Below are 26521 nucleotides of genomic sequence, written 5' to 3'. Positions count from 1 at the left end.
GGGCCGGTCCAATTAAACTGCCTTATTCATAAAAGCCCTCGGTGGATTTGATGAAATTGCGGAACTGCTTGGAATCGTGTCCATACCATACTTGCGAATTGGTGCGTTCAGCGTATTTTTTGATTTTTTCCACTGCGCTTAAATAGCCCAATGAATCATAAATGATTCCCGGAATTTTAACCGGCGGCCCGTAGTTCTCCGCTGAATACACAGCATCCGACGCCAAAATGACGCCGCCTTCTCCCGGAAGATCAATGTGCAGCCCTAAAAGTCCCCAGGCATGCCCCGGTCCGAAGTTCAAAATCTTAACGCCTTTGACAAGCTCCAATTCATCTTCATGCGGCATAACGGTTTTCCATTTTAAGTCGTTGCCAATCCAAGCGTTGATGTCCGCCCATATGTAGGCGCCCATGTCTTTTGTCATCGCATATTGCTTCATCGTATTTTTCAGTTCAGAATCGTGCACGATAATTGTTGCATTCGTAAACAGCTCGAGACATCCGGCATGATCAAGATGCAAATGGGAAGCAACGACATACTTAATATCATCAGGCCGCAGATTCAATTGCTCCAGCCGGTTGATCAAATAACAGGATTCATCCTGGAACGCCGGGAACAACTTTTGGACGCCTTCCGGCCATCTTCCGTTTTCCCCCATTCCTTCCGGGTTACAGCCGGTATCGAACAGAATTTTTCCATCCGGATGGTCAATCAATACAGCATATACCGGGAATTCAACAAATTCAGCTGGTGGATTGGGATTGTCAATGCTTGCCGGATTATGGGCAGCCACCATGAAGTTTTTATCCATTTTCATTGTTCCTGTATCCAGTACGTATAATTTTGGTTTATCCATTGTATGACCTCCGTCTGCTAATTTTTGAACCTTTTAATTGTATGATCAGGCTTTCTGAAGAATCGTTACCGGTCCATAATGATGGTCGCTCTCGTCACTTCCCGTGCTGCGGATTTATCCAGCGCGAGTTTAATATCATCCATTGAAAATTCAGCATCAATCATGCCGTCAAACGGATATTTCCCTTGCGTGTTTGAAAGAAATTTCAAGGCTTTGTACAAGTACCAGGGATTGTAGCGGACGACCGGAATAATTTGAATTGACTTTCTGGTTAGTAGACCCGGATCGAATTCCACCAGTTTGCCCGGTGTTATATTGCCAATGGTGACGTATTTGCCGCCAGGCCGGATGTAATGGATGCCTTCTGCAAAAGCGGCAGGGACGCCTGCCACTTCCATCGCAAATTCGGCCCCTTTCCCATCCGTAAGATCAAGCACGGCTTTTATCCGTTCTTCGACAGAGCCGTAGTCGTTTAAATTGAGCGTATGGTCGGCGCCAAAAAGTTTGGCTTGCTGCAGCCGGCTTTCTACGCCATCGACCACGATTACTCTGGCGCCTTTTTCCTTGGCTACTGCCGTCGCGTTCAAGCCAAGGCCGCCTGCTCCTTGGATGACAATGGTTTGGCCATACGTCACACCGGCTTTGTCCAAGCCGAAATAAACCTGCGACAAAGCACAGTTTGCACTGGCTGCTGAAGCTTCTGATACATTGTCTGGCACTTTATAGAAGTATTGGTCTGGGTGAATGTAATAGTGCGAAGCAAAAGTACCATGAAAATGGGGGCTTACTTCCGGCGGCTGGTTCCAGAAATCGTAAGCATGTTCACACAAGTGAAAATGCCCTTCCCGGCATGCAGCACATTTTCTGCATGTGATGTAATAAGCGGAAACGATGCGGTCTCCTTTTTGGATGGGTTCGCCTGCGTAATCGGTCGTCACACCGTCTCCAAGCGAATGGACTTCACCGATCATCTCATGGCCAAGGACGCCTTTCTTTTTGGTCGGATGTTGGCCTCTCCATATATGCAGCTCCGACCCGCAAATATTGGAACGCAGCACCTTCAGAAGAACCGCTCCCGGCCCTGGCTTCGGCAAATCATATTCCCGGTAGCTTAACTTCTCCGGCTCATCCATTACGGCCACTCTGCCTTTTGCATGGTTATCGTTCACATTTCCCCACTCCCTTTCCAAAATAAAAAGCGCTTACATTTTCATTATACGTATCAAAAATTTTGCTTTCAATATATTTTCTGATTATTCATAATAATTTAATATGTAATCCACTTAGATTTAATGATAAAAACCGTGCTGATGAATTATCAGCACGGTCTAGATGCAGCAAATGTTTTTTGATGTGCGCTAAGCTCATCTAAATGAGACTGTATCCGCAGAAGTGTCTGGTTTAGTTTTCGCCAGCATAAAACGGGCAAGTACAAGTCCAGCCACTAAAGCAATGGCCATCGTAATGAGCGAACCCACCAATGGCAGCTTGACGGCCATCAAAAACAGAATGCCAAAAACCAGCATCGACATAATAGAAACGGAATTCTAAAGCACCGGATCTCTCACTTTTCTCACTAAATCACTCGATGGGACAGAATCCGTTTCTGCTTCAGCAGCGGCAAGAATTCCTTTAAGCCGGCGCAAGTTGATGACCGGCCCCAAAAAGCTGGTGCCCAAAAGCGCTGCTAAAGATACATTAATCCATGCTATCCCCCATCCCCATGTCGAGAATACGAGGTACAGTGCCGGCACAATAATGATGAGTGTACTTAACGGAAAGAGCGCATCCGTTTTCACTGCAAGTCCCGACCAGCGCTTCACATCTTCCGTCTCTTTCGCATGCAGCAAGGAAAGCATGGATAACGCGAGGATACTGATTGCCATGAACATGATCACCGCTCCTAAAATGTGGAGGAATAATACGACATTATACAGCATCTTCTTTTCTCCTTTTCCAAATAGTGGCTGTCATTTCATTTGAGAAGCTTTAAAGCTCCGGCGACTGGCAAAGGAATACGAGAAAACTATGTTTGTCTTTTCTCCTTTCTCTATTTTAGTTAAGTTAAGCTATCATTTTTCGTTTTAAATTCGTACCCATTATACGCTTTAATAAAGAATAAAACTAGAACTTATCTAAAAATTCGGATTACTATATAATGAATGCAACATGTTTAATTTCTTATTTACTCAACCACGGAAAGGAGCATATAAATGGAGTTAAAACTTGAAGAAGCGATTGAAATTTTGGAGCGAACCCCCGGCATACTTACCCACTTCTTGTCGGGGTTATCTGAAGGCTGGCTGCAAAACCGCGAAGGCGAAAACACGTGGAATGCGGAAGAAGTTGTGGCACATTTGATCGAAGCGGAAAAAATGAATTGGCTGCCAAGGTTGGAAACTATTTTGCAGGATGGTGAAACCAGGCCTTTCCCTCCTTTTGACCGCTTTGCCCATTTGAAAATCAGCAATCAAAATTCGCTTGAAGAAAAGCTGCGGGAATTTAAAACACTCCGCGTGCAAAATATTGAAAAACTAAACCACCTTGTGGATCCTGAACTTCACTTTGAACTGACCGGCATTCATCCGGAATTCGGTTCTGTCAAACTGCGGGAGTTGCTGTCAACCTGGGTTGTCCACGACCTGACCCATCTTTCCCAAATCATCCGCGTGATGGCGGAACGGTACCGGGAAGATGTCGGCCCATGGGCAAACTATTTGGGCGTTTTAAAAAGAAAATAATTTACAGCGCATCATAAAGCCGTCTGCAAGAACTGCAGACGGCCCTTCGCTGACTATATTTTAAAGAACCTCCACAATAGGCGGTTGATCATTTTTCTAAGCATCCGTTTACCGATTCTGCTTCCGATGGTGCCATTTTTCACGGCCTTGAAATCACCGCTCAACCGGTCGATTTTGTATAGAAAACTCCTTGTCTTCCTGAAGCTCATTTTTCCACCTCCATCTGTCTTTTCACAACAGGCGAAAATTTTAAAACGCATAGCAGCTATTTCCGCTTTTTGCATCTTCGACAAAATTTATGAAAATCTTTTTTCATTTTTATCCTAACGCTAGGTTTCTTGGTAAAAATATGATATTATATTCAATATCTGAATTTTCCATTATTTATTATTCCCGTATATTTTGATTTCTAACCAATAGGTATTTTCTATTCTACATATTCCAGAGGAGGAATAACCATGGCTTTCAAAAAATTCTCTACTGCCGCCAAACTATTAGCATCTGTTTCTATATTTTTTGCCATCAGTTTTACTGCTGAACAACCCGCCGAAGCCCATAATGGCGAAGGCAACTGGCCTTCGCACGCAGTTGGCTCCATGTCTTGTGCAGGAAAAATTGTCAAAGCCGAACCTCCTCGCTATGTGACTGCCTGGAAAGGGCGCGAAACGGATACCGTTTTTTGGAAACCTGTCCTTTACCGCTATAATGGCTCGAAGTATGAGCAATTTAAATCCCTGGCTGAGTGGCCGGGTTATGCGTACGTAACTTTATACGGGTTCAATCCGAATACAAAACCGGGGTGGCGCAATACATCAAATGACGGAAGATTGAATTTCACATCTTTCAAGAGCCTGCCATCCGGAAGCTATAAAATCCTGAACCAAATCCACTGGGTCAGTACCGGCGCCACCCACACCGAATGGTCGCCGAACTCCTGTGCCATTAAGTAACTTCTCCTCACAATCTTAGAAGGCCGTTGGTTTTTCCAACGGCTTTTTGTTTTGGCTGCAGCAGCAAATTGCATGCATAGTCCCTTTGTTCAAAGTTATAATAAACTAGAAAACCAGTCAATCCGACAGAAGCAGGGAGTGCAGGCAATGGAAAAAACAATACGTGTACTGAGCCTTGAAGATTTGCCTTATATGAAAGCAATGCAAACAGGAATTGAAGATGATTACGTCACACGGATTTTTGAGCGGCTTGTCACTACCGATCAAAACCGCCTGTTCGGTTTATTTTTGGATGATCACTTGGCCAGCGTCTGCGGCTACTCGATATTTGCCAAGCATTACGCGATGCTCGGCAGAATTCGCAGCGACATCCGGTATAGAGGCAAAGACTTGGCAACCATGCTGACTTCCCAAGTCATGGACGAAGCGTTCAAGCTGTCGGATATCCATTGGGTCGGTGCCAACACGCAGGAAAAAAATCTTCCGGCACGGCGTGTTCTGGAAAAGCTTGGGCTCTCACCCCAAGCAGTCATTTACGGAGCTACTACAAAAGATGTGTCCCAGCTGGAAAGCGGTTCTGCTGGTTGGAACGAATTGAGCGATGTAAAACGGAAAAAACAATGGGTCCATGACTTGTATGTAAAAACTGGCGCCGTTTTCCCCTACGAATGCTATTACCCGTTTCCCGCTTCTCCAGAGTTATTTGCAGAAGACGAACTGGAAACTTGGTCGTTTTTCGAAAATGCAGACGCCACACGGGTGGTAATCGCCAAAAGGGATATTAAAAAATATCATTACCTGCACGCCATTTATCCTTGGGAAGACTTGATGGACCAACCCGGCTTATGGGAAACCATCGCTTCTGCCCATAAAAAATTGTGCCAGGAAGTCCAAGAAGATGCGTTGATCTGGATGGACTTCACGAAAGAACAAGCTCAGTCATTGCCGGAAAATCACCAGTTTGACCTTCCTTCTCCTTGGATGCTGTACGGCACCCGGCGGCCAAAAGCAGAAAAAGGTGCGTAACCAGCAAGAAGAACCAAAAGCCCTCCGCTTCCGGTTCTTCTTTTTCTATGTCTTTAAAAATATGGAGGGACCGGCTCTTTCAGGATCTGTAAGCATAATTCCTTATCCGCCCGAATCATGCAGATGGCTTGAACCGAACTTTGATAGGACTCCGGCAGTGCCCGGAACCCGAAGCGTTCATAATAAGCTACGCCGATTTCGCTGTAAAGCATGAAAGCCGCATCCGCATGCAGCTTCAAGCTTTCCTTGATCAATTGCGCTCCCGCGCCTATTCCCCGGAATTCCGGCTCCACCACAATCGAGCCAATCCCGAACAACCGAGGTTTGAACTCCAGCAGCATCAATGAAGCGATGATGTTTTCCTTGCCATCTACCAAGACATACCGTTTGCCCAGTGTTTCTTCTTTTTGATTGTCTGTTATATATTGCTGAAGAGAACGCCCTTTTGCCCATTCCCTGTACCCTTGTCTGTAGATTTTTTCATATTCCTGTTCGGTTGCTTCGCGCACCTTCACTTCGCTCGCTCCTTCTTCCTGCTGGCGTTTCTTTTCCTTATTAAAAGCCCCTCCTTAAAAATACTGGAGGGACCCGCTTTCAACCGTTACCACACGCCCTGTCTCCGCTGCTTCTAAAATAGCCAGAATAACCGCTAATGACGATAAGGCTTCCTGCCCCGTCACCATCGGCGGATGGTCCAGCCGGATGCTTTCAATAAAAGCATCGATCATGCCGGTATTGGTCTGATTGTCGTTTGTCTGGATGCTTTCCAATTCGTAATTGATTTTCTCGCCGTTGTTTGTCAGCACTTCCAGTTGATATTCATCGCTGTTGTATATTTTCAAGATGCCTTTTTCGCAGTACAGGACTGTGCTATTGTCTTCTTGGCCGTAATGCGTCCAGGAAAACGAAGCGGTTCCTAACCGCCCTTTTTTTGTTTTCAAACTGCAGACGATGTTGTCGCACACTTCAATCGGCTGGCCCTGTTCGTCGACTTTGTGCAAGGCACCTTGAAAAGCGCTGGCTTGCTCAATTTCATCGTCCAGCAAGTAATGCAGCACATCCACTTTGTGGATTCCCAAATCTCCTGCCACACCAAGGCCTGAGCGTTCTTTTTTGAAGAACCAGGTCGAGTTGGTTTTATTGTGTCCCCATTGTTCGGGACCGGAATGCCCGAACGTGGTACGGAACGTCAAAACGTTTCCAAGTTCTCCGCCCGCGATGATTTCTTTCGCTTTTTGATGGGCGCGCGTAAACCGCTGATTGTGGTCGAGCATCAGTTTTTTGCCGGATTTTTTTTGTGCATCGAGAATTTCTTTGGCATGCTCGATGGTCAGCGAAATAGGCTTTTCGCACAGCACATGCTTGCCGCTCAGCAATGCTCTGGAAGAGAAAATATGGTGATATTCATTAGAGGAACAATCGCTGATCATGTCAATTGTTGGATCCTCCATCAATTCATCCACCGTTTCCGCAACTTTTCCGCCGAACAAAGCCGCCAGTGCTTCCGCGCGGTCCGGGTTGCGGTCATAAAAAACAATTTCGTCCACATGCGGGTTTGCCGTATATTCAGGTGCATGGCGCATTTTCGTAATGGAGCCGCAACCAATAATGCCTACTCGATAGCCCATATTGTTGCCCCCTATTCTCTTTTTTGAAAGACGACCGCTATGATGATGATCAGCCCTTTTACAAAACCTTGAAGATGCGGCGAAACATTCATCAAGTTCATCATATTATTCAAGATGCCCAAAATCAGAACACCGAAAAGGGTGCCGATGATTTTTCCGCGCCCTCCGGTCATCCTTGTGCCCCCGATAATGACAGCCGCAATGGCATCCAATTCATACTGCGCGCCTGAGCTCGAGGATGAAATGGAATTCAAGCGGGATGTCTCAATGACAGCTGCTACACCGACCAACGTCCCGATCAAGGTATAAACGCCGATTTTAATGCGGTCTACCCGGATGGCCGACAGCAACGCCGCTTTTTCGTTGCTGCCAAGCGCATAGACGTAACGGCCGAAACGGGTTTTGTGCATCAGGATAAAGACGAGCGCCGTCATCGCGATGAAAATGAGGACCGGCACATCAAATATCCAGAAATCACTGTTGGCTATGGCGGTAAATCCGGTAACTTCCCCGGATACGCTGCCGCCGTCTGCGATATAAAGCGCAATCGACCGGGCGCCTGCCATCATCCCAAGCGTGGCAATAAATGAGGCAATCCTGCCTTTAGCCACCATCAGCCCATTTAAGAAACCGGCAAACGAACCGACCAATAAAGCTGTGAAAACGCCGACCAGAATGCTGCCGGACGCATTCAGCGCCAAGACGGAAATTACCCCCGCCAAAGCCAGGACCGAGCCGACCGACAAATCGATGCCGCCTGACAGCATGACAACCGTCATCCCCATCGCAATAATGCCGATGATTGACACCTGCATCAAAATATTCAGCTGGTTGTTCATATCCAAAAATCTTGGGTTCATGATGGAAGAGGCAATAAAGATAATGACAAAAGCAATAATGACGCTGTATTCCGACCAAAGCCAGGAAAGCCGGCTTTTGGCTGTTGAACCTTGGGGCTTGTATTCTTTTGCATCGATGTTAGCCAATTTTCGCAGCCTCCCTTTTTGAACCAGTAGCATAATTCATGATTTCTTCTTCGGTAGCTTCATCACCGCTAAATCTGGCCGTTATTTCGCCTTGGTACATCACATTGATGTTATGGCAAATCCGAAGCACTTCCGGCGCTTCTGAAGAAAGAATAATAACTGATTTCCCCAACTTGGCCAGTTCGGCAATTTCATGATAAATTTCCTGCTTGGCGCCCACGTCAATTCCTTGCGTCGGGTTGTCAAAGATGAGAATGTCTGCGCCCACTTCGAGCCATTTGGCAATAATCACTTTTTGCTGGTTGCCTCCGCTTAATTTGTCGATGGTGATCCGGGGATTGTGCACTTTGATATTGAGCATTTCTTTGTACTTCTGGAATTTTTTCCGTTCCATCCGGTCCTGGATAAACCCTGATTTTTCAAAATGCCCCATGGAAGACAGGCTCATGTTATGGATGACGCTCAAGTCTTTGATGATGGCATTTTCTTTCCGGTCTTTCGGCACCAGTCCGATGCCTGCTTTGACCGCTTTTCGGGGATGATCTATTTTTACCGATTTGCTGTGGATCCGAACTTCGCCGCTGTATTTTTTCCGGTACCCAAATAAGCTTTCAAACAGTTCAGTCCGGCCGTCGCCGCTAAGGCCCGTAAACCCAAGGACTTCACCTTGCCTAAGTGCAAAATGGATGTTTCGGAACAAGCCGGAGCTTGTCAAGTTGACGACTTCCAACGACACTGGGCCGAATTGATGTTCATGGATAAAGCGGTCCTGCGAAATGGATTTTCCAACCATCAGGCGAGTAATGGTTTCAATATCTTCCTCTTCAATGGCTCCAGTCTTCACCCGCTCCCCGTCCCGTAAAACCGTAAAGCGGTCGCACACCGTTTTAATTTCCTTCAATTTATGGGAAATATAGATAATCGAAACGCCGGACTTTTTCAGGTTTCTCATCAGTTCAAACAAACGGTTTACTTCGTGTTCGGCCAGTGAAGTGGTCGGTTCGTCCATGATGATGAGCGTGGAGTTGTGGAGCAAGGCTTTCGAAATTTCAATAAGCTGCTTATAGGACGTAGCCAGATTCCGCACATACTCTTTCGGGTCGATGTCGACGCCCAGCTTTGCCATTACTTCGTATGTTTTTTGGCACATTTCTTCCACTTTTAAAAAGCCCATTCTGTTTCGGAGTTCTGAGCCCAAAAACATATTTTCATACACCCTCAAATCCGACACCATGTTAAGCTCTTGATGGATAAAGCTGATACCATGTTCTTGGGACACCCGCGGGTTGGCCATTTTTACTTCTTGTCCATTTATGTGGATGGTTCCACCGTCGGGTTGATGGACGCCGCCCAACAGATTCATCAATGTGGACTTTCCTGCCCCGTTTTCGCCTAATAAGGCATGAATTTCCCCTTTTTCAACTTCCAGCGTGACATTTTTCAAAACCGGCACACCGTTGAATGACTTCTCCATATTTTGCATCATCAGGAAAGGCTGTCTATCCATGGCGCAAACTCCCCTTATATAGGAAAAGAGGAAATACAATGAACCTCATTGTATTTCCTGGCCTCCTGTTAGAATTTAGATTCAGGATCGTAATACTCATCTACATTTTCTTTGGTCACTTGCGTCGCTTCTTTGACGACCATCGGTTCTGCCGGTTCTTCACCTTTTGCAATATCAGCGGCAATTTTCACTGCATCCTCCACCATCGTCGGTGAATACAGGAATGTCGCTTTCATCAAGCCGTCATTTTTCATGTCTTCAAATACTTCTTTTGCGCCGCCCGCTCCTGTAACGAATTTGATATCGGTGCGGCCTGCTTCTTTAATCGCCTGCAAGACGCCTAATGCCATTCCGTCATCTTGCGTAAATACCGCGTCAATTTGAGGATTGGCCTGCAAGATGTTCTGCATGACTTCCAGTGATTTTTCAGTAGAGAAATCGCCGCTTTGTGAAGCAATGATTTCCATGCCTTCCTGCCCTTCCACCGCTTCCTTAAATCCGGAGCCCCGCTGTTCCGTTACCGAACTTGGCGGTCCGCTGATTTCAACAATCTTTCCTTTGCCCTGCAGCTGTTCGATAAAATACTTGCCGGCGTTGACACCGATGCCTTCGTTGTCGCCTTTAACCACTACGGTTGCTGCATCATTTTCCAGTTCCCGGTCCACGATGACCAGTGGTATGCCGGCATCTTTTATTTTCTGGCCGACCGGCGTCAGCGCAGCTGATTCAATCGGCAGCATGACAATGACATCGACGTCCTGGGCGATCAAATCGTCCACATCATTCGCTTGCTTGTTGGGATCCGCTGCATTGGTCATGACGTATTCAATGCCGTCGCTTTCTTTTAAAGCCTGCGCCTGCTTTTCAGCGCTGTCGATCAACGCCCCCATCCAGCCGTGCGTTGCAGAAGGCAAGGATATGCCGATTGTCAGTGTATCGTCTTCTGCTCCGCCTCCTCCGCTTGACCCGGCTTCTTCATTGCTGCCGCAGCCTGCTAAACCAAATACGGTAATCAACGATAACATCAATAATTTCTTCATTCGATTCACCCCTTTGTTTTTTTAACCGTCAAAATGTAAGCGATTACACAAAAACCCTGAACCGATTACCTTATTGCCTCTTGCCACTGTTTATCCGGACGTCGATTCCCTGATGATCAGTTCATGGTCGAGTATGACGCTGTCCACTTCCCTGCCTTTGATCTTATCAATCAGCATAGCTGCCGCCGTCGTCCCCATTTTGTACATGGGCTGAGCAACAGTCGTCAAAGTCGGATTGGTCATATTCGAAAAATCGATTTTATCAAAGCCGACTACGGCGATGTCATTTGGCACGTGGAGGCCGGAAGCATTGATTTCCTTTAATGCCCCGATCGCCAACAAATCCGATACCGCGAAAACGGCTGTTGGCCGGTCCTGCAAAGCCAGGATTTTTTTCATCGCCTGCTGGCCATGCGCAAAGCTAAGTTCCTGGGTGTAAATCACGTAATCTTTGTCCAAAGCAATGCCATGTTCTTTCAAAGCCCGCTGATAGCCGGCTTTCCGTTCTCTCGCATATAAAAACTTTTCATCCGAGTTCATCAGCACAATTTTTGTATGCCCGATTTGGATCAAATGCTTTACCGCGCGGTAAGATGCTTCTTCACTGTCGATTGTCACATAAGGAATGCCGATGCCGCCCCCGTATTCGCTGCATTGAATAATGGCGTATGTCCGGGCCAGCTCTTTCAAGGTGTCCACATTGACTGCCGGGTCCATCGACACAATGCCGTCTGCCATCTTTTTTCTCACCAGATCAAAATAAATATTTTCTTTGTCCGGATTCGAATCGGTCTCGCACAACAGGATGTTATAGCCTTGGCTGAGTGCCATGTTTTCAATCCCTTTGATGATATCCAAGTAAAACGGATTGGAGATGTTCGGGATTAAAATCAGGATGATCCGGCTTTCGGAATTCCGCAAATTCCGCCCCAGCATGCTGGGTTCATAATTCAGGAATTTTATCGCCTCTTCCACTTTCGTTTTTGTTTTCGATGAAACCGTGTTTTGCCCATTCAACACTCTTGAGACTGTGGCTACAGATACTCCTGCCTGTTTTGCTACCTGCTGAATATTGGCCATATGCTTTCCTACTTTCCAAAATCCCACTTAAAAATTAAAATGAAATCGATTACATTTTTATCGTAAATTAATCTGAATAATCTGTCAATAAGTTTTTTATTCGGCAATATCTATTGATTTCACAAGAAAATTTGGTTATGTTAAGAATGTAATGGATTACATTTCTGTATTTTCTGACATTTTAAAAGGAGGTTTTGGCATTGAAATTAGGCGTCTTTACGGTTTTATTTTCGGAGAAGAGCTTGGAGGAAACGCTGGGTTATGTATCATCAAAAGGCATTGAAGCTGTGGAACTTGGTACGGGCGGCTATCCGGGGAATGCTCATTGCAATGTTGATGAGCTGCTGAATGATGCAGACAAACTTCAGCGCTTCAAGCAGCAGATCAGCGACCATGGACTTGTCATCAGCGCCTTAAGCTGCCACACGAACCCGCTTCATCCCCAGAAAAAGTTTAGTGAACCGGCGGATGAATTATTGGTAAAAACGATGCAATTGGCTTCGGAACTTGGCGTGCCTGTCGTCAATACATTTTCAGGTTGTCCAGGCGACCATGAGCATGCGCTTTTTCCAAATTGGCCGGTGGCTGCCTGGCCATCCGATTTTCAGGAAATACTGAAATGGCAATGGGAAGAAAAGCTGATTCCTTATTGGAAAGAAAAAAATGAGCTGGCCGAATCATTGAAAGTCAAGATCGGCCTGGAACTCCACGGCGGATTTTCCGTGCATACCCCTGCTACCATGCTCCGCCTGCGGGAAGCGTGCGGCCCGGCAATCGGCGCCAACCTTGATCCAAGCCATATGTGGTGGCAAGGCATCGATCCGGTCGAAGCCATTAAAATACTCGGGCGGGAAAACGCCATTCACCATTTCCATGCCAAAGATACCATCATTGACCAGCAAAACATGAACCGCAACGGCCTTACCGATATGACCGATTATTCCCAGATGCGCGACCGGGCCTGGTATTTCCGGACGGTCGGTTTTGGCCATGATCAAAAAACCTGGGCGGATATCATCAGCACTTTGCGGCTCTACGATTACGATTACGTCGTCAGTATCGAACATGAAGACGGATTGATGTCTGTAGAAGAAGGATTTACGAAAGCAGTGGATAATTTAATGCCGCTTTTACTGAGAGAACCTACGGCAAAAATGTGGTGGACTTAAAAAAAGGGGTCTTGGCTTGTTCACAGCCATGGCCCTTTTTAATGGTGCAACCGGTCAGTTTTCCAACTCTTTTAGAAAATGGAGTGATTCTGCATAAGCCTGCTTCAAATTTTCTCCTTTGACCCGACACTCCAGCGTTAAAAGTCCTTCATATTGCATTTTTTTCAGCACCCCAAACAGCTCCTTAAAATCAATTGATCCACTTCCAGGCTGATACCGCTGATTGTCGGCCAAATGAATGTGCCGGATGATGTCGCGGTTGTGGAACAGCGACTCGGCCGTATGGTCTTCTTCAATATTCATATGGTATACATCTCCGACGACTTTAATTTGTTTAAAGCCATTTTCATCAATATAGCTTCTAGCTTGGGCAACGGTATTGATCATATGGTCCTCATAGCGGTTCAACGGCTCAAGGAAAAGAAGCGTTTCCGTCTTTTCAGCAATTTGGTTCAGGAATCCTAAAGATTCCGTAACGGCTTTTTTATCGGCTTCTTTGTTTCTTGGCGGCACCATCGGCGGCAGGCGATATGAAAACATTCCCCAAGCAGCCGGCGCGACCATTCCTTTCCCCCCCACTTCCTGAAGCGCTCTCAATATGCCAGCGATTTCCGCTAAGCCATTAAGCCGCTTTTCCTCATCGAAGTCCCCAATCCATCCACTGTAGCCTCCGCATGCAGATGCAACCGGCAGTCCGGTTGCCGCTATCGCTCGTTGGACCTCCTCAAGATTGTTCACCAGCAATTTGCCGTCCATTTCAAACCCGTCAAACCCCATTCCCTGGATAAAGCGAAACTTCTCTTGAATCCCCTTTGGGAAAAAGGGCTGGTCTTGTGTAACGATTTGCATTCGTGCTCCTCCTATCGCCTGCTTACGCTTCCGGCACTACCTTTAGATTGTGAATCGATTCTTTTTTTACATCAATCGCCATCTTGATGCTTAATTCAGGATGCTGGTCGACAAATTTGATATACGCTTCAGCACTTTCATAAAAAGGAATCACGGGATCAATAATGTCTTCACAATTGAGGTGCCCAGTCATCAAAAGCTCCCAGCAGGTATCTTCAATCCGTTTGCGGCTCCATCTCGGGTAATCCGGATTCGGTTCGCTGGCCGCCCTGGAAAAGACAATTTTCGCATTATTAAAATGAGCTTCCCGCCCAAAATTCAGGCCTTCCGGAAACGTCTTCCCAAAAGCGACATAGGAAATAATCCCCCCGTAGCCGATGCCTTTTAAAGCTCCTTGGAGGGCTGCAGCGTTTCCGCTTGTTTCAATGATGGCATCCGCCCCGACTTTATTGGTCAGTTTTTTAATTTCAAACCCGGCATCTGTCGTCTGTGGATCAATTGCCAGATCAGCGCCGTTTCGAAGTGCCACTTTTCGGCGATGTCCGATTGGATCTACAGCGATCACTAAACTTGCGCCTGTCCGTTTGGCCAATTGAACTGCAATTTGCCCAATTGCGCCAAGTCCAACTACGACCACATAATCACCTGCCCGGACATGGGCATCCCTAACGCCGCTCAAGGCAAATTGAGCCGGATCGTAGCAAATCGCATTTTGCCACTTGCCCCCTAGCGGCATTTTTCGCAAGCGGGGATTGTTAAGGCCGTTGACAATTACCGTTTCCCTGATTGGACCGTACGTACAAACCGTTTCGCCTACCGGAAAATCAACCACATCATTCCCGGCTTCAATAATCCGGCCGACAATCATATTTCCAAGCGGCAACTCTCCAAATACAATGCCTCTTGCCGTCCCTTCCTTTCTCGGCATGAACATTCGCCATTCTTCGGAAAATTCTTCTTCTACAAAAGGCGACTGCCCCCTGAAATCAGCGACTTCGGTTCCATGCTTAGGTGAAGCAATTTCCACTGCAATTTTCACTTCATTCGGCAAAACTGCCCGGTCCTCATAATCAACTAAAGCCGCAACTCTTGGTTTAATTGCTACAAGCTTTTTCATCTTGCTTAAACTCTCCTTCTTTCGATTAGCCCTTCACACCGCCTTCAGTTGCCCCGCCCTTGATATAACGCTCGGTAATTCCATACATGATAACGACCGGCAAAGCAGTGACAATCGAAGCAGCCATCATCCGTCCCCACACATAATCAGGCGTACTGAACAGTGTATTCAAGCCAATCGGTAGTGTGAAGTTTTCTGAGCTTGATAAAAAAATGGATGCGAATAAAAAGTCGTTCCAGGCAATCATAAAGGCGTACACAAAGACTGAGATGATGCCGGAAATGGACAATGGGATGATGATGTAGAAGATGATTTGTATGCGGTTAAGCCCGTCCATCATAGCTGCTTCTTCCAGATCGTCCGGAATCGTATCAAAATAGCTTTTTAGCATATAAATAGCAGCCGGCAAGGTCTGGACAATCAGTGTAATGACCAATGCGGTTCTTGTATCGTAAAGATTTAAACTCGATATGATCTTGAAGAGCGGTACGACCAGCAAAAGCCCGGAAAACATATATACGATGTAAAAACTGGAGTTGATGGTGCTTCGCCCAAAAAATTTCAATTTGGATAAAGCATACGCGCCAAAAATTGAAAATAAGACGGAAATGGCTGCAACCATCAATGAAACGATTAAACTATTATTGAAATACGTAATATAAGGAAACAAAACCGGATTGAAGATATCTACATAATGTTCAAGCGTCCATTGCTTTGGAAGCAGTGTAGGCACTTGGGCAATCGCTTCAGCCGAGTTTTTCAAAGACGTCATCAGCATGATGAAAAATGGAAAAAGCGATACAATCAACACAATCGCCAAACCTAAGTAAAAGAAGATTTTTCGAGTTCGTTTATCTTTTCTGCTGCTAGCCATTGCCATCAGCATTCACCCGCTTTCTCATTAGAATGATAACCGCGAATAGAATAATGAAGAGGATAACCGATATCGACGCAGCTTTCCCAAGATCATTAAAAGCAAAAGCGGTTTCATACAGATAAATGCCCAGTGTGTTGACTTGGTTCGTCAATAAGTAGACATCTTCAAACATGTAGAACATCCAGATGGCCCGGAGAGTCACAACAATAATGAGTACTGGCATGATAGCAGGCAAAGTCACCACCTTGAATTTTTCCCACGCAGAAGCACCGTCTATTTCCGCCGCTTCGTACAACGTGTTGTCAATGGTCTGGAGAATGGCTAAAAAGGAAATGAACGCGTAAGGGAAATACCGCCAGATGGCAAATATCACAACAAGCACAAAACTGCTGCCCGGCCGGTCAAACCAAAGCGGGGCCTGATCAAAGAGATGGAGAACATCCACCGTTACATAATTGATGATTCCATAGTTATTGTTAAACATGTATTTCCAAGCAAATACCAAAGAAATTGAAGGTGCCACATAAGATGCGATAATCAATGAACGGGAAATTTTCCGGAATTTGAATGGCCGGTTGAACAAAATCGCTACTGCCAATCCGACAACCGTACTCCCTACAACCGTAAGAAACGTATAAAGAAACGTAATGCCCAGCGACCTTAGAAAAACACCATCCGTTAAAATTTCTTTGTAATTTTCAAAACCAATAAATGTTGGATCCAGATTCGGATTGATGGACTGTTCGAAAAAACTGATTTGAAGGTTTGAAACCATTGGATACGCAACAAGCAATAAAATTAAAAAAATGCTTGGAAATAGCAGCAACGCTGCTAGCTTGTTGTCGTTTTTCTTTTTGGGTTTCCGTTTCATAGTTTGCCTCCATTTCCGGCATTCTCACCTTGCCATTGCCCTGTAAATACAGGCAGGGGATGGCCTAAACAGGCATCCCCTCTTTTCTTTACTTCAGAATTTCTTTCAGGGAGGCTTCCGCCCCTTCAATGGCTATATCGACGCTTTGGCCGCCGACCGTTACTCCGTTGATCATCTTCGGAATTTCTCCAGAACTCGTAATGTCCCCCATTTTCAAGTAGTTTTTGCCGTCGACCAAACCAAATACTTGAATGTCGTTGAAAGATGAAGCGATCTCGGTGGATAAGTCCCCGAAAGCATTAACCACTTCGTTTGACTGATATTCTTCATTTTCTGTGACCAAATCGCTAACCGGCTGAGCTCCGCCTGGAGACATTAAAACCCATTTGGTCATGTTTTCCGGCTGTGCCATAAACGTCAAAAATTGCTGGGCTGCTTCTTTTTGGGCATCTTCCAGACCGGATGTCACGGTCAAAGCTGAAGCAGAACCGTATACCGCTTTTGTTTCATTGGTCGGAATGGCAAAGCCGATGTTTTCCGCTTTCCCTTGATCAAAGACACCCGGCAGAATATAAGTCGAGTAAATAGCCATCGGAACCGATTCGTTCATAAAGGCATCATTCACTTCTGTGGTATCGTTTGATCCCGGCATGGTGTATTGAGCAAGCTCCTGATAATACTGCAAAGCTTCTTTCATTTCCGGTGTATTGATGGCCAGTTCACCATCCGCATTTAATACATTGGCATTGTTCGACAAAGCAAATTGGGAAAAGACTTGTTCCGAAAAGCCGCCTTCTACAGTCGGGATGGCAATGCCGTACTTTTTGCCGGCTGTGTCAGTAAAAGCTTTTGCAACTTCCATCACTTGCTCCCAGTTTTCAGGTTCTTCAAACCCCTGTGATTCAAGCATTTTTTTGTTATACCAGATGCCTTGAACCCATCCGCTAATCGGCAATCCCGTGTAACTTTTTCCATCTTCCGTGGCAAGCAGCTTCAGCGCCCCTTCATAGAAGTTGTCAGCCCCTGCTTCTTCGATAACCGCCTGCACGACCTCTTTATCAATCAGTTCATCTTTATCCATCACTTTCGCGTAATCCTGGCCTACCTCTACAATTTCCGGCAGCTGACCGGCACTGGCCAGAGTGACCACTTTTGTGTTGTAGGCATCTTCTTCAACCGGGACTTGTTCTACGGTAATTGTCGGATTTTCATCCTGGAACTTTTCAATCAGTTCCGTAATGACCGCCAAACGCTCCTGCTCGACAGACGAATGCATAAATTCAATTGTTACGTTTTCGGTATCCCCGGCTTCTTCACCACCGCATGCAGCTAACAAGACAATTAATAAGATTGAAAAAAAACTCAGGTATTTTCTGTTCATCTTTTCTCCTCCTAATCGATGGGTTTTAACCACAAAAATTGATAGGGATCAAGATCGATTCCTTCTTTAAAATCCACTTGCTGTTCCGTGAAAATATCCATGAAGCGTCCCGTCCCGGGTACGTAGACCGATTGATTGGACAGGTTATGAACCAGCAAAATACGTTCGTTTCCAGACGCCATCCGGTAAAAGGAAAAAATTGAATCACCGCAATCCACCACCTCCATATGGCTATTTGGGTGAAAAAGCCGCTCCGCTTTCCTTAGTTTAATCAGCCTGGCAAGTCCTTGATAAATCCGGTTTCTCACTGTCCCGGTTTGCTTCAGCTCTTGTTCGATGGCATCCATCTCAAACTTTTGGCGATTGAGGGACCGGGGTGCTCCCGTTTTTTCTACACCCTTATAATCATTGCACGACCCTAAAATACTTTGAATGTAAATAGCAGGGATTCCCGGCAAACCCAATAGAATAGAATGCGCTGCAAGAAAACGGTTAATCCGCAGCTCATCCCCGTCACCTCTTTTACTCAGTGCATCAAAATAAGTGGCATTGATTTCTTAAGGAATCGCTTCTCCACTTTCATTTGTCTTGTAAGAAATCAAAGCCCCTTCCCGTTTCATTTGTTCTGCCATCTCTTTGATGTCTTCTTCCGGCAGAATGCCGCGGACCGGATTCAGTCCAATCCCGTCATGTGACGCTAAAAAGTTGTAGAACGTCGTTTCAGGAGCGGTTTTCGGAAGGCTGTTAGCCCATTCCTTTAAAAAACGGGTATTTTCAAAGTGTATCGAGTACAGGACCAGTGCGGGCAAAGGGAACTGATAAACAAGATGAGCTTCGTCATGTCCATTGCCGAAATAAGAAATATTGTCTTGATGAGGTACATTGGTTTCAGTAAGCAGCAATGTGCCGGGTGCCGCTCTGTCTATAACTTCTCTGAACAATTTGATGATTTGGTGGGTCTTTTCGTGATGAAGGCACGGTGTCCCAATTTCTTTCCATATAAATCCAATAGCGTCCAAACGGAGATATTCGGCTCCTTGTTCCAAATAGAAAAGCAAAACATCAACTATTTCTGCCAATACAGCAGGGTGAGCAAAATTCAAGTCCACTTGATCTTCGCTGAACGTAGTCCAAAGATGCTTTTCTTCTCCATTCGCCAATATGAATTTTGTCAATAGCGGAGAAGTCCGCGGCCTGACAACTTCACTCAGATCTTCCGCAGGATCTGCTTCAATAAAGTAATTCTGGTAAACAGAATTTCCTTTCACGTATTCCAGGAACCATTCACTTTTTGCCGAAACATGATTGCAGACCAAATCGAACATCAGCCGAGCGGACTGAGAAAACTGCCTCACCTCTTCCCAATCACCTATCGCCGGGTCCACTGCTTTATAATCGATGACTGCAAATCCATCGTCCGAAGAAGAAGGGTAAAATGGAAGGAGATGAACAATTTCAAACAGCTCAACGAAATGCCGGCCGTATACTTTTCTCAATGTGTATAAGCCAGAGTGGTTTTTTTCCAAAAATTGATCTCCATAAGTGACCAGCACTAAATCGGTCTCATCCCAAACCGGTTTCCTGTGTTTTAAGGGCATCTGTATTAGCCGTTCAATAGCTTTGCATATACCCTCTAAATAAATCTCAATATTCCGATAATTATAGATAAAAAAAAGCCGTGCTCTTATCTGTTCCATAGGCACCTCCCGCTTCGCAGTGCTTTTCGACCAATAAAAGTATGCTTTTGCAAAATCCATATTTGTTTCGTATCATTCTTTTGCTTAAAACATATAATAGATAGCCCATCCTGTCAAACTGAATTTAGCGTTTTAGACGAGCGATCAGGGAGAGATTAAAAACAGGAGGCGGATGGAAAGAACAGGAGCATTTTCCAGGACTTCTTAGCCAAAAAAGAAAGCCACTGATTTCCTTCTGGAAATCGAGCAGCTTGTTCAGCTTCCAGCATGGGGGTAAGCAGGTCCTTTCCCCCTTTCACCTCATGAAGTTCCCACCTGAAATCTTCAATGACTCGCCTACAATATTTTGGGCCGCATCTGTCAGCAGGAAGGCAATCGTATTTGCCACTTCTTCGGTTGTTGATATGCGGCCGGACGGGATTGCAGCGGCGGCTTCTTTCATTCCTTCTTCAAACGATATGCCGTTCTTTTCCGCTTTCTTCCGGATGCTGTTCCAGGCCATTTCTGTTTCTACATATCCGGGACAAACGGCATTGACCCGGATATTGTGTTCAATCGCTTCCAGCGCCATCGACTGCGTCCAGCCAATGACCGCAAATTTGCTGGCGGCATAAGCCGTGTTGCCATGCGTGCCCCGGAGTCCTGATAATGAAGACAAGTTTACAATGTCGCCTTCTTTTTGTTCAAGCATTCTGCGGTATACCAATTGTGTCAGAAAAAGCGTAGATTTGAAATTCACATCCATGACCCGTTCCACCGTTTCTTCATCCAGCTCTTCCACTACACCGCCTCCGCCGATGCCGGCTGAATTGACGAGGCCGTTTATAAAACCTAAGGCTTTCGCAGAACTTTCCACAAGTTCTTCACGGCTTGCCTCGTCCGTCAAATCTGCTGTTTTCACGAAAATATTTTCTTCTCCCGCCAATGGAATCAGTTCCTGCTTCAACTCGAGCAACTTTTCTTCGTTTCTGCCTGTTACGGTAAGTCTCGCCCCCATGCCCGCCAGCACCTTCGCCGTTTCATATCCAATGCCGCCAGTAGCGCCTGTAATCAGCACATGTTTTTGTTTTAATGAGTCGTTCGAAAAAATAGCCATGAGCATTCCTCCATCTTGTTTAAGTTTTTATCGAGAATGGTTCCCCTTTTCCCTTTCAGCTGCATCAGCCAAACGCAGGATCTGCAAGAAAAATTGTTTAATGCAGATGGAAAGCAGGAAAAGGAGAGAAACAGGAAAAAAGGTGGGAAGGCTATGCGCATGTCTTGTATGGGGAGCATTATCATTTCAATCGTTCTGTCAATTATCCTGACCGTCCTGATCAATCTGCTATTTCTCTAACATTAAAAAACGGCCACCCTTGAATTTCACTTTCTAGGGTGGCCGTTTCTATTTCCGCTGCGTTTTCTGCTATTGCTGATCCAAGTACTGTTCGAGGCGATTGAAGGTTTCCGTCATGCCTTCGACTACTCCCATATCCATTACCTGTTTTAAGTCCTCTTCGGATTCAAACAAAGTCCGGGTGACAATGCGTGTTCCGTTTCCTTCTTCCACAAAATCGACAGTAATTTTCATGATTGGAAAACCTTCCACATCATTTCCGTTTTCATCGGAAAAAACGTCGTCATAAACGAGCCGTCCGGGTTTTTCCACTTCCAAATAAGTGCTTTTCCCCCACGCTTCCTGCCCATCTTCTGAACGCATGCAATAATGCCAAATGCCGCCTGGCCGCACATCCATCTGATAAACCGTCGTCTTCCAGTCATTCGGCCCCCACCAATTTTGAATGTGTTCCTGCTCCGTGTACATTGAAAAAACAAGCTCCCTCGGCGCCATGAAAAACCGCTCCATCACCAACTCCAATCCCTCGACTTTTGTAAAAGCTTCATTTGAATCTTTGTTGACTGACATTCTAATTCCTCCTTAGGATGGGTTATACTCCATTGGCTCCACGACCTGCAGGGGCAATTATTTTTCCTTCTCTCCACGTTTCTCGACTTTCATTAAATAATCATCCAATCGGTCAAACCGCTCTTCCCAAAGGTGTCGATAAGATTCAGCCCATTCCTGCAGCTCCTGAAACGGTTCGGGGTTCAGCTGATAGACACGGCGGTTTGCAATGGGATGGACTGCCACAATTCCGGCTTCGCTTAATACTTTTAAATGCTTGGATACCTGCGGCTGCCGAAGCCCCAGCTCCTCGGCAATTTCTCCGACTGCCAGCGGACCTTTTTTCAACAATTCGACGATATTCCAACGCGTCGGTTCAGCTAGTGAATTCAGTAATATTTTCATACTTACAATATACTCCTCGAGGAATATTCCTGTAAAGAAGTATTAATTGACTTTTCGGACTTTTTATCAGTTTACTTCTTTTTCTGTAAAAAGAAAACTGCCTTAACCATCGCTTTTCAGAAGGTTAAGGCAGTAGCAGCACTACTCGTTTTCTAATTTTTTAATGGCTTCATCCAATTTCTCTTTTTCTTCGCCGGAAATAACCGGTAATTGCGGGTTAATTTTTTCAAGCAACTCGACCATCACTTCGGAAATGAGGTAACGTGAATACCATTCATCATCGGCAGGCAGCACATACCAGGGTGCATACTCTGTAGAAGTATGATTGATCAAGTCTTCAAAAATGTCCTGATATCCGTCCCAATGCTCCCGTTCTTTGACATCGTTAAACGAGAATTCCCAATTCTTTTCAGGATCTTTCATGCGCTCCAGCAAGCGTTTTTTCTGTTCGTCCTTGGACATATTAAAAAAGAATTTAACGACTGGGAATCCATTTTCCACTAAGTATCTTTCAAAATCATTGATTTGGCGGTAGCGCACTTTCCAAATATCATCACCAATCAGTTCATTCGGCAGCGGCGTATCTTCCAATAGGTTGTGGACTCTCGGCGCAATCACTTCTTCGTAATAGGAGCGGTTGAAAATGCCGATTTCCCCTCTTGCCGGGCGTCCTTTGTGAAATCTCCAAAGATAATCGTGTTTCAGTTCGTCTTCTGTCGGCTTTTTGAAAGACGTCGTTTTTAATCCCTGTGCCGCCAGATTTGAAAAAACGTAACTGATGGCTTCATCTTTTCCTGCGGCATCCATCGCCTGAAGGACAACGACGATCCCTTTCTCTTCCTCTGCACGCAATTTCGTGTAGAGTGCTTTTAATTTTTCGAGGCTCTCGGGAATCAACTTGTCTTGCAGTTCTTCTTCGGTTGGCCGATCTTGCTCAGCCGTCTGGTAATTGGACAACTCTACTTGTTCATCCGGCTTGACCCGGTATTTGTTCATATCCATACTATTCCTCCTTATGTAAGCTGGTGGTTCCATATTTTACAATAATGGGATTTCCATTAAGAAAGTTACTGTTCTTTTCTAGATTACCCTTCCTTTCAAACAACAAACGGCAGAGAAGGCGATATGTATGGCAGATTTGTAAATTTCATGCCATAGAAAAAGCCTGCCTCCTGCTTACAGGCAGGAGACAGGCTGTTCTTTAGAGTTAAAAATAGCAGCATTCCGTTTTAAGAGCGGACCCATTCTTTTAAACAGGCATACTGCCAGTTCCGTTCTTCCGCAATTGCCGCTTCATCAAAATCGTTAGCGAGCGCCACTGCTTTGACGGCATAAGTGGATGCATGAACTGCGTGGCCGATGCTATGAGGAGTAGCGCCTGCCTGCCCTGCTGCTTGGGCTGCTGCAATTGCAATTTCATCCGTCGCTTCACGTGCCGCTGCATGAGCGGGAAAAGCTGCTTCGCGGGCGTCTCGAGTCGGAAGCTCTCCTTTTCCCCATCGCTGAGCTGCTTGAACCGCCTTTCGCAGCCGCCCGTCTTGAGGGTGATACTGCTCATAATAGGAAAGAACACGCTCAGCACAGTCAGCTGCCCAACATGCCGCTGTCCGGTGGTCTGTTTTTTCCAATAATTCATCGATTGATTTTTTTATCTCTGTGTCTGTAAATTTTTGCGATGCCATTGCACTTCCCCCATTTCACTCACCATTTTTCCCTTTATCCTTTAAATTATAGAGGAAGGTTTTCAATAAAAATATAGAACTATTGAAACAAAATAAAGAGGAACTGGAATAATTTTTCAATATGCATTTAAGAAAGAGCTGGAATAAAAGACATTTCCTATGTTTCCGAATATAATAGAAGCTGTTGTTTTATAAATTCATCGTGTTTACTGGAGGAAAATTTTTGAATACAAAAGCTTTTTCACTGGCATTATTTTCTGTTCTTATATGGGGATCATCTTTTGCAGCCATCCGCGTCAGCCTCCAAGGCGGCTACGATGCCGGACAAATGGTCCTGGTGCGGTTTGTCATTGCTTCGTTGCTGTTCCTGGCCTATGCGCTGTGGCCCGGCACAAAATTCCGGCTGCCACGCAAGCAAGACATTTGGAGCATATTGGTTCTTGGCTGGATTGGCATCAGCATTTATCATATCTGCGTCACTTTCGGGATGGAGACCATTTCTGCCGGCACCGCGGGCATGCTGGTTGGCTCCGGCCCGATTTTCACTGCATTGATTGCAGCCGTCGTGCTGAAAGAACGTTTGACGGGAATCGGCTGGATCGGCCTTGGCGTCGGCTTTATCGGCATTGTCCTGATTGCGTTTGGGGCTGCTGGCGCATCGCTGACGCTCAATAAAGGCGCCTTGCTGGTCCTGATTGCGGCTTTTGCGACATCCATCTTTTTTGTGTACCAGAAAAACTTGTTGGGGCGCTACTCAGCAATCGAACTGACGGCTTATTTCACTTGGGCCGGCACATTGCCGTTCTTCATCTTTTCGCCGGGCATTTTTACAGCACTGCAAAATGCGACGCTGGAAGCTCATTTATCCACGCTGTATGTCGGCATTTTCCCGGCTGCCATCGCTTATGTCACGTGGTCCACTGCCTTGTCTTTGAGCAGTGCCAGTTCCGTATCGAGCATGATTTATTTGGAACCGGCCGTCGCAATCCTGGTTGCCTGGATGTGGCTGCATGAACTGCCGACCGGACTTTCGCTTATCGGCGGAGTGATTGCCATCTCAGGGGTATTGATCGTCAATGTCCTCAGCAGAAGAAGCCGGCGGACACATTCCAGCCGGACTGCTGAATCTTCGTAACTTCATCCAAAACGATAGCTGCAGCCAAACTTATGGGCTGCAGCTTTTTAATGGTATAACGAATTGACAGCATTCCTATTTTCCAAGAGTTCAGGAATCGCTCCTGAAATTATAAGCATTGCAATTTTCTTAGGCTGGCAGTATATTTACAGCAAGAAGGGCTGGAGGGATTAAGATGGCACAGCAGGAAGTTGAACACAGTTTGCCGCAGGGCATAGGACGCCCTGCAACCAATGCTTTATTGCTCGCCGGCTTCACGCATCTGGAGCAATTCACCACTGTTTCAGAAAAAGATCTTTTGAAGTTGCACGGCGTTGGGCCAAAAGCTATCAGAATTCTGCGCGAGGCTCTTCACGAAAAAAGGCTGTCTTTTTCAGAAGACGCGCAATGAGCCCGCAACAGAAAAGCCGCGTTTCCAGTATATTCACTGGAAACGCGGCTTTTTTCGCTCAGTCTTCTACGCGGAACCAGCCCGGCGCATTCGCGACCATGTTCCATAAGTTTTCGGGAATGTCCAGTTCATCCTTTTTGCTGCGGTGAAGCGCCTGAAAAATTTCTTTCTCCTGGCTTTTCTTCACTTTCACCAACCATTCGGGATCCATGATCAAGGCATGGCCAAGTGATACAAGCGGCGTGATTTCAAGCGCCTTTTTCACTTGTTCAAGCGTCTGCAGGCCGCCGACGCCGATGACCGGCACACGGTCTCCAATATGTTCCTGGATCATTTCCACGCGTGAACGGACATCGTCTTCCCGAATCGATCCGCCGAAGAAACTGCCGACAGATGCATGGATGTAATCAATGCCTTTGTCCACAATGGCAGATAAAAACAGCAGCGTGTCGTCCATCGTAATGCCCGGTTCTTCCCGTTCTTCCGGGCTGATCCGGTAGCCGATGACAAACGGCTTCTCGGCATATTTAGCCACCGCTTCTTGAATCGATTCGATGACCGCTAATGGAAACGCCATCCGTGCGTTTACATCCCCACCCCATTTGTCGGTGCGGCGGTTAGAATGAGGGGAGAAAAATTGCTGCACCAAGTACGTATTGGCTCCGTGGATTTCCACTCCGTCGAATCCTGCCTGTATCGCGCGTCTTGTGGCTTCGCCAAAAGCAGCAATCGTGGCTTCGATTTCTTCTGGTGCCATTTCACGCGGTGTTTCCGCATTCGGGCGCGGGGCGGCGACATTGCTTGCTGACACCGGCTGTTCGCCGTTCAGCAATTTCGAATTGGACATGCGGCCGGCATGGAAAATCTGAAGAATCGCTTTGGCTCCGCCGTCATGAATGGATTCAGCCACACGCGCTAGACTTGGAATGCGCTCATCGCTGTCCGCTCCAATGGAATCCGGGAATCCGGCGCCTAACGGTTCAACGAATGCACAAGCGGTGATGACAGCGCCCAGCCCGCTTTTGGCCCGGCGGTTGTAATACGCCAGTTCGGCGTCCGTTGCATCTCCGTTCGCATCGGAAGAGGAGATTGTCATCGGGGCCATCATAACCCGGTTTTTTACGGTTAAGCCCGATGTAAATGTATATGGTTCAAATATATTTTCTGTTTTGATTTTCAAATGAATTCCTCCTTAAAGGTCTATACCCAGTTGCCCTTGCTGAAAACCGATGCCGGTTTCCGTTTCCT

The 26521-nt window shown here is 46.1% G+C and carries 29 protein-coding genes; 6 read left to right on the top strand and 23 right to left on the bottom strand.

Annotation, left to right across the window (positions count from 1 at the left end; genetic code table 11):
• Nucleotides 1-22: 22 nt before the first annotated feature.
• The 4 genes from ahlS to BLQ32_RS07630 form a co-directional block, all read right to left on the bottom strand.
• Nucleotides 23-856: an AhlS family quorum-quenching N-acyl homoserine lactonase gene (gene ahlS / locus BLQ32_RS07640; protein ID WP_036804520.1), complete on the bottom strand. Its 834-nt coding sequence runs from the start codon at nt 854-856 to the stop codon at nt 23-25.
• Between the two features lie 65 nt (nt 857-921).
• On the bottom strand, nt 922-2025 hold the full coding sequence (locus BLQ32_RS07635; RefSeq protein WP_244890333.1) for a zinc-binding dehydrogenase: 1104 nt from the start codon (nt 2023-2025) through the stop codon (nt 922-924).
• Nucleotides 2026-2220: 195 nt separating this feature from the next.
• Nucleotides 2221-2388 carry a hypothetical protein gene (locus BLQ32_RS19820; protein WP_175557086.1) on the bottom strand — a complete coding sequence of 56 codons (168 nt, stop codon included), beginning with the start codon at nt 2386-2388 and terminating at the stop codon, nt 2221-2223.
• A gap of 15 nt (nt 2389-2403) precedes the next feature.
• The gene (locus tag BLQ32_RS07630; protein WP_074509826.1) at nt 2404-2796 is read right to left on the bottom strand and encodes a hypothetical protein; all 393 of its coding nucleotides are present in this window, start codon (nt 2794-2796) and stop codon (nt 2404-2406) included.
• A 273-nt stretch (nt 2797-3069) separates the two neighbouring features.
• Here BLQ32_RS07630 and BLQ32_RS07625 point away from each other — a divergent pair, with 273 nt between their 5' ends.
• From BLQ32_RS07625 to BLQ32_RS07615, 3 genes are all read left to right on the top strand, one after another.
• Nucleotides 3070-3597: a DinB family protein gene (locus BLQ32_RS07625; RefSeq protein ID WP_074509824.1), complete on the top strand. Its 528-nt coding sequence runs from the start codon at nt 3070-3072 to the stop codon at nt 3595-3597.
• Nucleotides 3598-4055: 458 nt separating this feature from the next.
• Complete coding sequence (locus BLQ32_RS07620; protein ID WP_053166237.1) at nt 4056-4547, top strand: hypothetical protein; 492 nt, start codon at nt 4056-4058, stop codon at nt 4545-4547.
• Nucleotides 4548-4694: 147 nt separating this feature from the next.
• Nucleotides 4695-5573, top strand: coding sequence for a GNAT family N-acetyltransferase (locus BLQ32_RS07615; protein ID WP_074509822.1), 879 nt, complete (start codon nt 4695-4697; stop codon nt 5571-5573).
• A gap of 53 nt (nt 5574-5626) precedes the next feature.
• Here the strand turns inward: BLQ32_RS07615 and BLQ32_RS07610 are convergent, their stop codons facing one another.
• The 6 genes from BLQ32_RS07610 to BLQ32_RS07585 form a co-directional block, all read right to left on the bottom strand.
• Nucleotides 5627-6088, bottom strand: a complete 462-nt coding sequence (locus BLQ32_RS07610) for a GNAT family N-acetyltransferase (RefSeq protein WP_074509821.1) — start codon at nt 6086-6088, stop codon at nt 5627-5629.
• Between the two features lie 54 nt (nt 6089-6142).
• The gene (locus tag BLQ32_RS07605; protein WP_074509819.1) at nt 6143-7201 is read right to left on the bottom strand and encodes a Gfo/Idh/MocA family protein; all 1059 of its coding nucleotides are present in this window, start codon (nt 7199-7201) and stop codon (nt 6143-6145) included.
• 11 nt (nt 7202-7212) lie between these two features.
• Nucleotides 7213-8187, bottom strand: a complete 975-nt coding sequence (locus BLQ32_RS07600) for an ABC transporter permease (protein ID WP_074509817.1) — start codon at nt 8185-8187, stop codon at nt 7213-7215.
• Nucleotides 8180-9694, bottom strand: coding sequence for a sugar ABC transporter ATP-binding protein (locus tag BLQ32_RS07595; RefSeq protein WP_074509815.1), 1515 nt, complete (start codon nt 9692-9694; stop codon nt 8180-8182). The genes BLQ32_RS07600 and BLQ32_RS07595 overlap by 8 nt, the downstream gene beginning before the upstream one ends.
• Nucleotides 9695-9762: 68 nt before the next feature.
• The gene (locus tag BLQ32_RS07590) at nt 9763-10734 is read right to left on the bottom strand and encodes a substrate-binding domain-containing protein (RefSeq protein WP_053166242.1); all 972 of its coding nucleotides are present in this window, start codon (nt 10732-10734) and stop codon (nt 9763-9765) included.
• A 90-nt stretch (nt 10735-10824) separates the two neighbouring features.
• Entirely contained in the window at nt 10825-11814 is a 990-nt protein-coding gene (locus BLQ32_RS07585) for a LacI family DNA-binding transcriptional regulator (protein ID WP_074509814.1), read from the bottom strand.
• Nucleotides 11815-12014: 200 nt separating this feature from the next.
• Between BLQ32_RS07585 and BLQ32_RS07580 the strand changes: the two genes are divergently transcribed.
• A complete protein-coding gene (locus BLQ32_RS07580; RefSeq protein ID WP_074509812.1) occupies nt 12015-12983 on the top strand; it encodes a sugar phosphate isomerase/epimerase family protein in 969 nt (322 codons plus the stop codon).
• Between the two features lie 54 nt (nt 12984-13037).
• On the opposite strand, the gene BLQ32_RS07575 is transcribed toward BLQ32_RS07580, so the two are convergent.
• From BLQ32_RS07575 to BLQ32_RS07520, 12 genes are all read right to left on the bottom strand, one after another.
• Nucleotides 13038-13832 carry a sugar phosphate isomerase/epimerase family protein gene (locus tag BLQ32_RS07575; RefSeq protein ID WP_074509811.1) on the bottom strand — a complete coding sequence of 265 codons (795 nt, stop codon included), beginning with the start codon at nt 13830-13832 and terminating at the stop codon, nt 13038-13040.
• 22 nt (nt 13833-13854) lie between these two features.
• Entirely contained in the window at nt 13855-14949 is a 1095-nt protein-coding gene (locus tag BLQ32_RS07570; protein ID WP_074509809.1) for a zinc-dependent alcohol dehydrogenase, read from the bottom strand.
• A gap of 25 nt (nt 14950-14974) precedes the next feature.
• Complete coding sequence (locus BLQ32_RS07565) at nt 14975-15823, bottom strand: carbohydrate ABC transporter permease (protein ID WP_074509914.1); 849 nt, start codon at nt 15821-15823, stop codon at nt 14975-14977.
• Entirely contained in the window at nt 15816-16697 is an 882-nt protein-coding gene (locus tag BLQ32_RS07560; protein WP_074509808.1) for a carbohydrate ABC transporter permease, read from the bottom strand. The genes BLQ32_RS07565 and BLQ32_RS07560 overlap by 8 nt, the downstream gene beginning before the upstream one ends.
• 88 nt (nt 16698-16785) lie before the next feature.
• The gene (locus BLQ32_RS07555) at nt 16786-18078 is read right to left on the bottom strand and encodes an ABC transporter substrate-binding protein (RefSeq protein WP_074509806.1); all 1293 of its coding nucleotides are present in this window, start codon (nt 18076-18078) and stop codon (nt 16786-16788) included.
• Nucleotides 18079-18089: 11 nt separating this feature from the next.
• A complete protein-coding gene (locus BLQ32_RS20030; protein WP_244890332.1) occupies nt 18090-18425 on the bottom strand; it encodes an alpha-amylase family glycosyl hydrolase in 336 nt (111 codons plus the stop codon).
• A gap of 210 nt (nt 18426-18635) precedes the next feature.
• Nucleotides 18636-19604, bottom strand: coding sequence for an alpha-amylase family glycosyl hydrolase (locus BLQ32_RS20025; protein WP_244890331.1), 969 nt, complete (start codon nt 19602-19604; stop codon nt 18636-18638).
• A gap of 466 nt (nt 19605-20070) precedes the next feature.
• Nucleotides 20071-20871, bottom strand: a complete 801-nt coding sequence (locus BLQ32_RS07545; RefSeq protein WP_074509804.1) for an SDR family NAD(P)-dependent oxidoreductase — start codon at nt 20869-20871, stop codon at nt 20071-20073.
• 309 nt (nt 20872-21180) lie between these two features.
• Nucleotides 21181-21681 carry an SRPBCC family protein gene (locus BLQ32_RS07535; RefSeq protein WP_074509803.1) on the bottom strand — a complete coding sequence of 167 codons (501 nt, stop codon included), beginning with the start codon at nt 21679-21681 and terminating at the stop codon, nt 21181-21183.
• 57 nt (nt 21682-21738) lie between these two features.
• Nucleotides 21739-22065, bottom strand: coding sequence for an ArsR/SmtB family transcription factor (locus tag BLQ32_RS07530; protein ID WP_074509802.1), 327 nt, complete (start codon nt 22063-22065; stop codon nt 21739-21741).
• 141 nt (nt 22066-22206) lie between these two features.
• Nucleotides 22207-23067, bottom strand: a complete 861-nt coding sequence (locus tag BLQ32_RS07525) for a PPK2 family polyphosphate kinase (protein ID WP_036803746.1) — start codon at nt 23065-23067, stop codon at nt 22207-22209.
• Nucleotides 23068-23294: 227 nt separating this feature from the next.
• Complete coding sequence (locus tag BLQ32_RS07520; RefSeq protein WP_036803743.1) at nt 23295-23747, bottom strand: putative immunity protein; 453 nt, start codon at nt 23745-23747, stop codon at nt 23295-23297.
• A gap of 223 nt (nt 23748-23970) precedes the next feature.
• Here BLQ32_RS07520 and BLQ32_RS07515 point away from each other — a divergent pair, with 223 nt between their 5' ends.
• Together BLQ32_RS07515 and BLQ32_RS07510 are read left to right on the top strand one after the other, a co-directional pair.
• A complete protein-coding gene (locus BLQ32_RS07515; RefSeq protein WP_036803740.1) occupies nt 23971-24882 on the top strand; it encodes a DMT family transporter in 912 nt (303 codons plus the stop codon).
• A gap of 175 nt (nt 24883-25057) precedes the next feature.
• Nucleotides 25058-25273 (top strand): helix-hairpin-helix domain-containing protein, encoded by a 216-nt coding sequence (locus BLQ32_RS07510; protein WP_074509800.1) that lies wholly within the window; start codon nt 25058-25060, stop codon nt 25271-25273.
• Between the two features lie 58 nt (nt 25274-25331).
• Here BLQ32_RS07510 and BLQ32_RS07505 read toward each other — a convergent pair whose 3' ends face one another.
• On the bottom strand, nt 25332-26453 hold the full coding sequence (locus BLQ32_RS07505; protein WP_074509798.1) for an NADH-dependent flavin oxidoreductase: 1122 nt from the start codon (nt 26451-26453) through the stop codon (nt 25332-25334).
• Nucleotides 26454-26521 lie beyond the last annotated feature (68 nt).

Source organism: Planococcus glaciei (assembly GCF_900099655.1).
GTDB lineage: Bacteria > Bacillota > Bacilli > Bacillales_A > Planococcaceae > Planococcus > Planococcus glaciei.
Note: the sequence above shows the minus strand (reverse complement) of the source record. Positions and strands in the feature narration are given on the sequence as shown.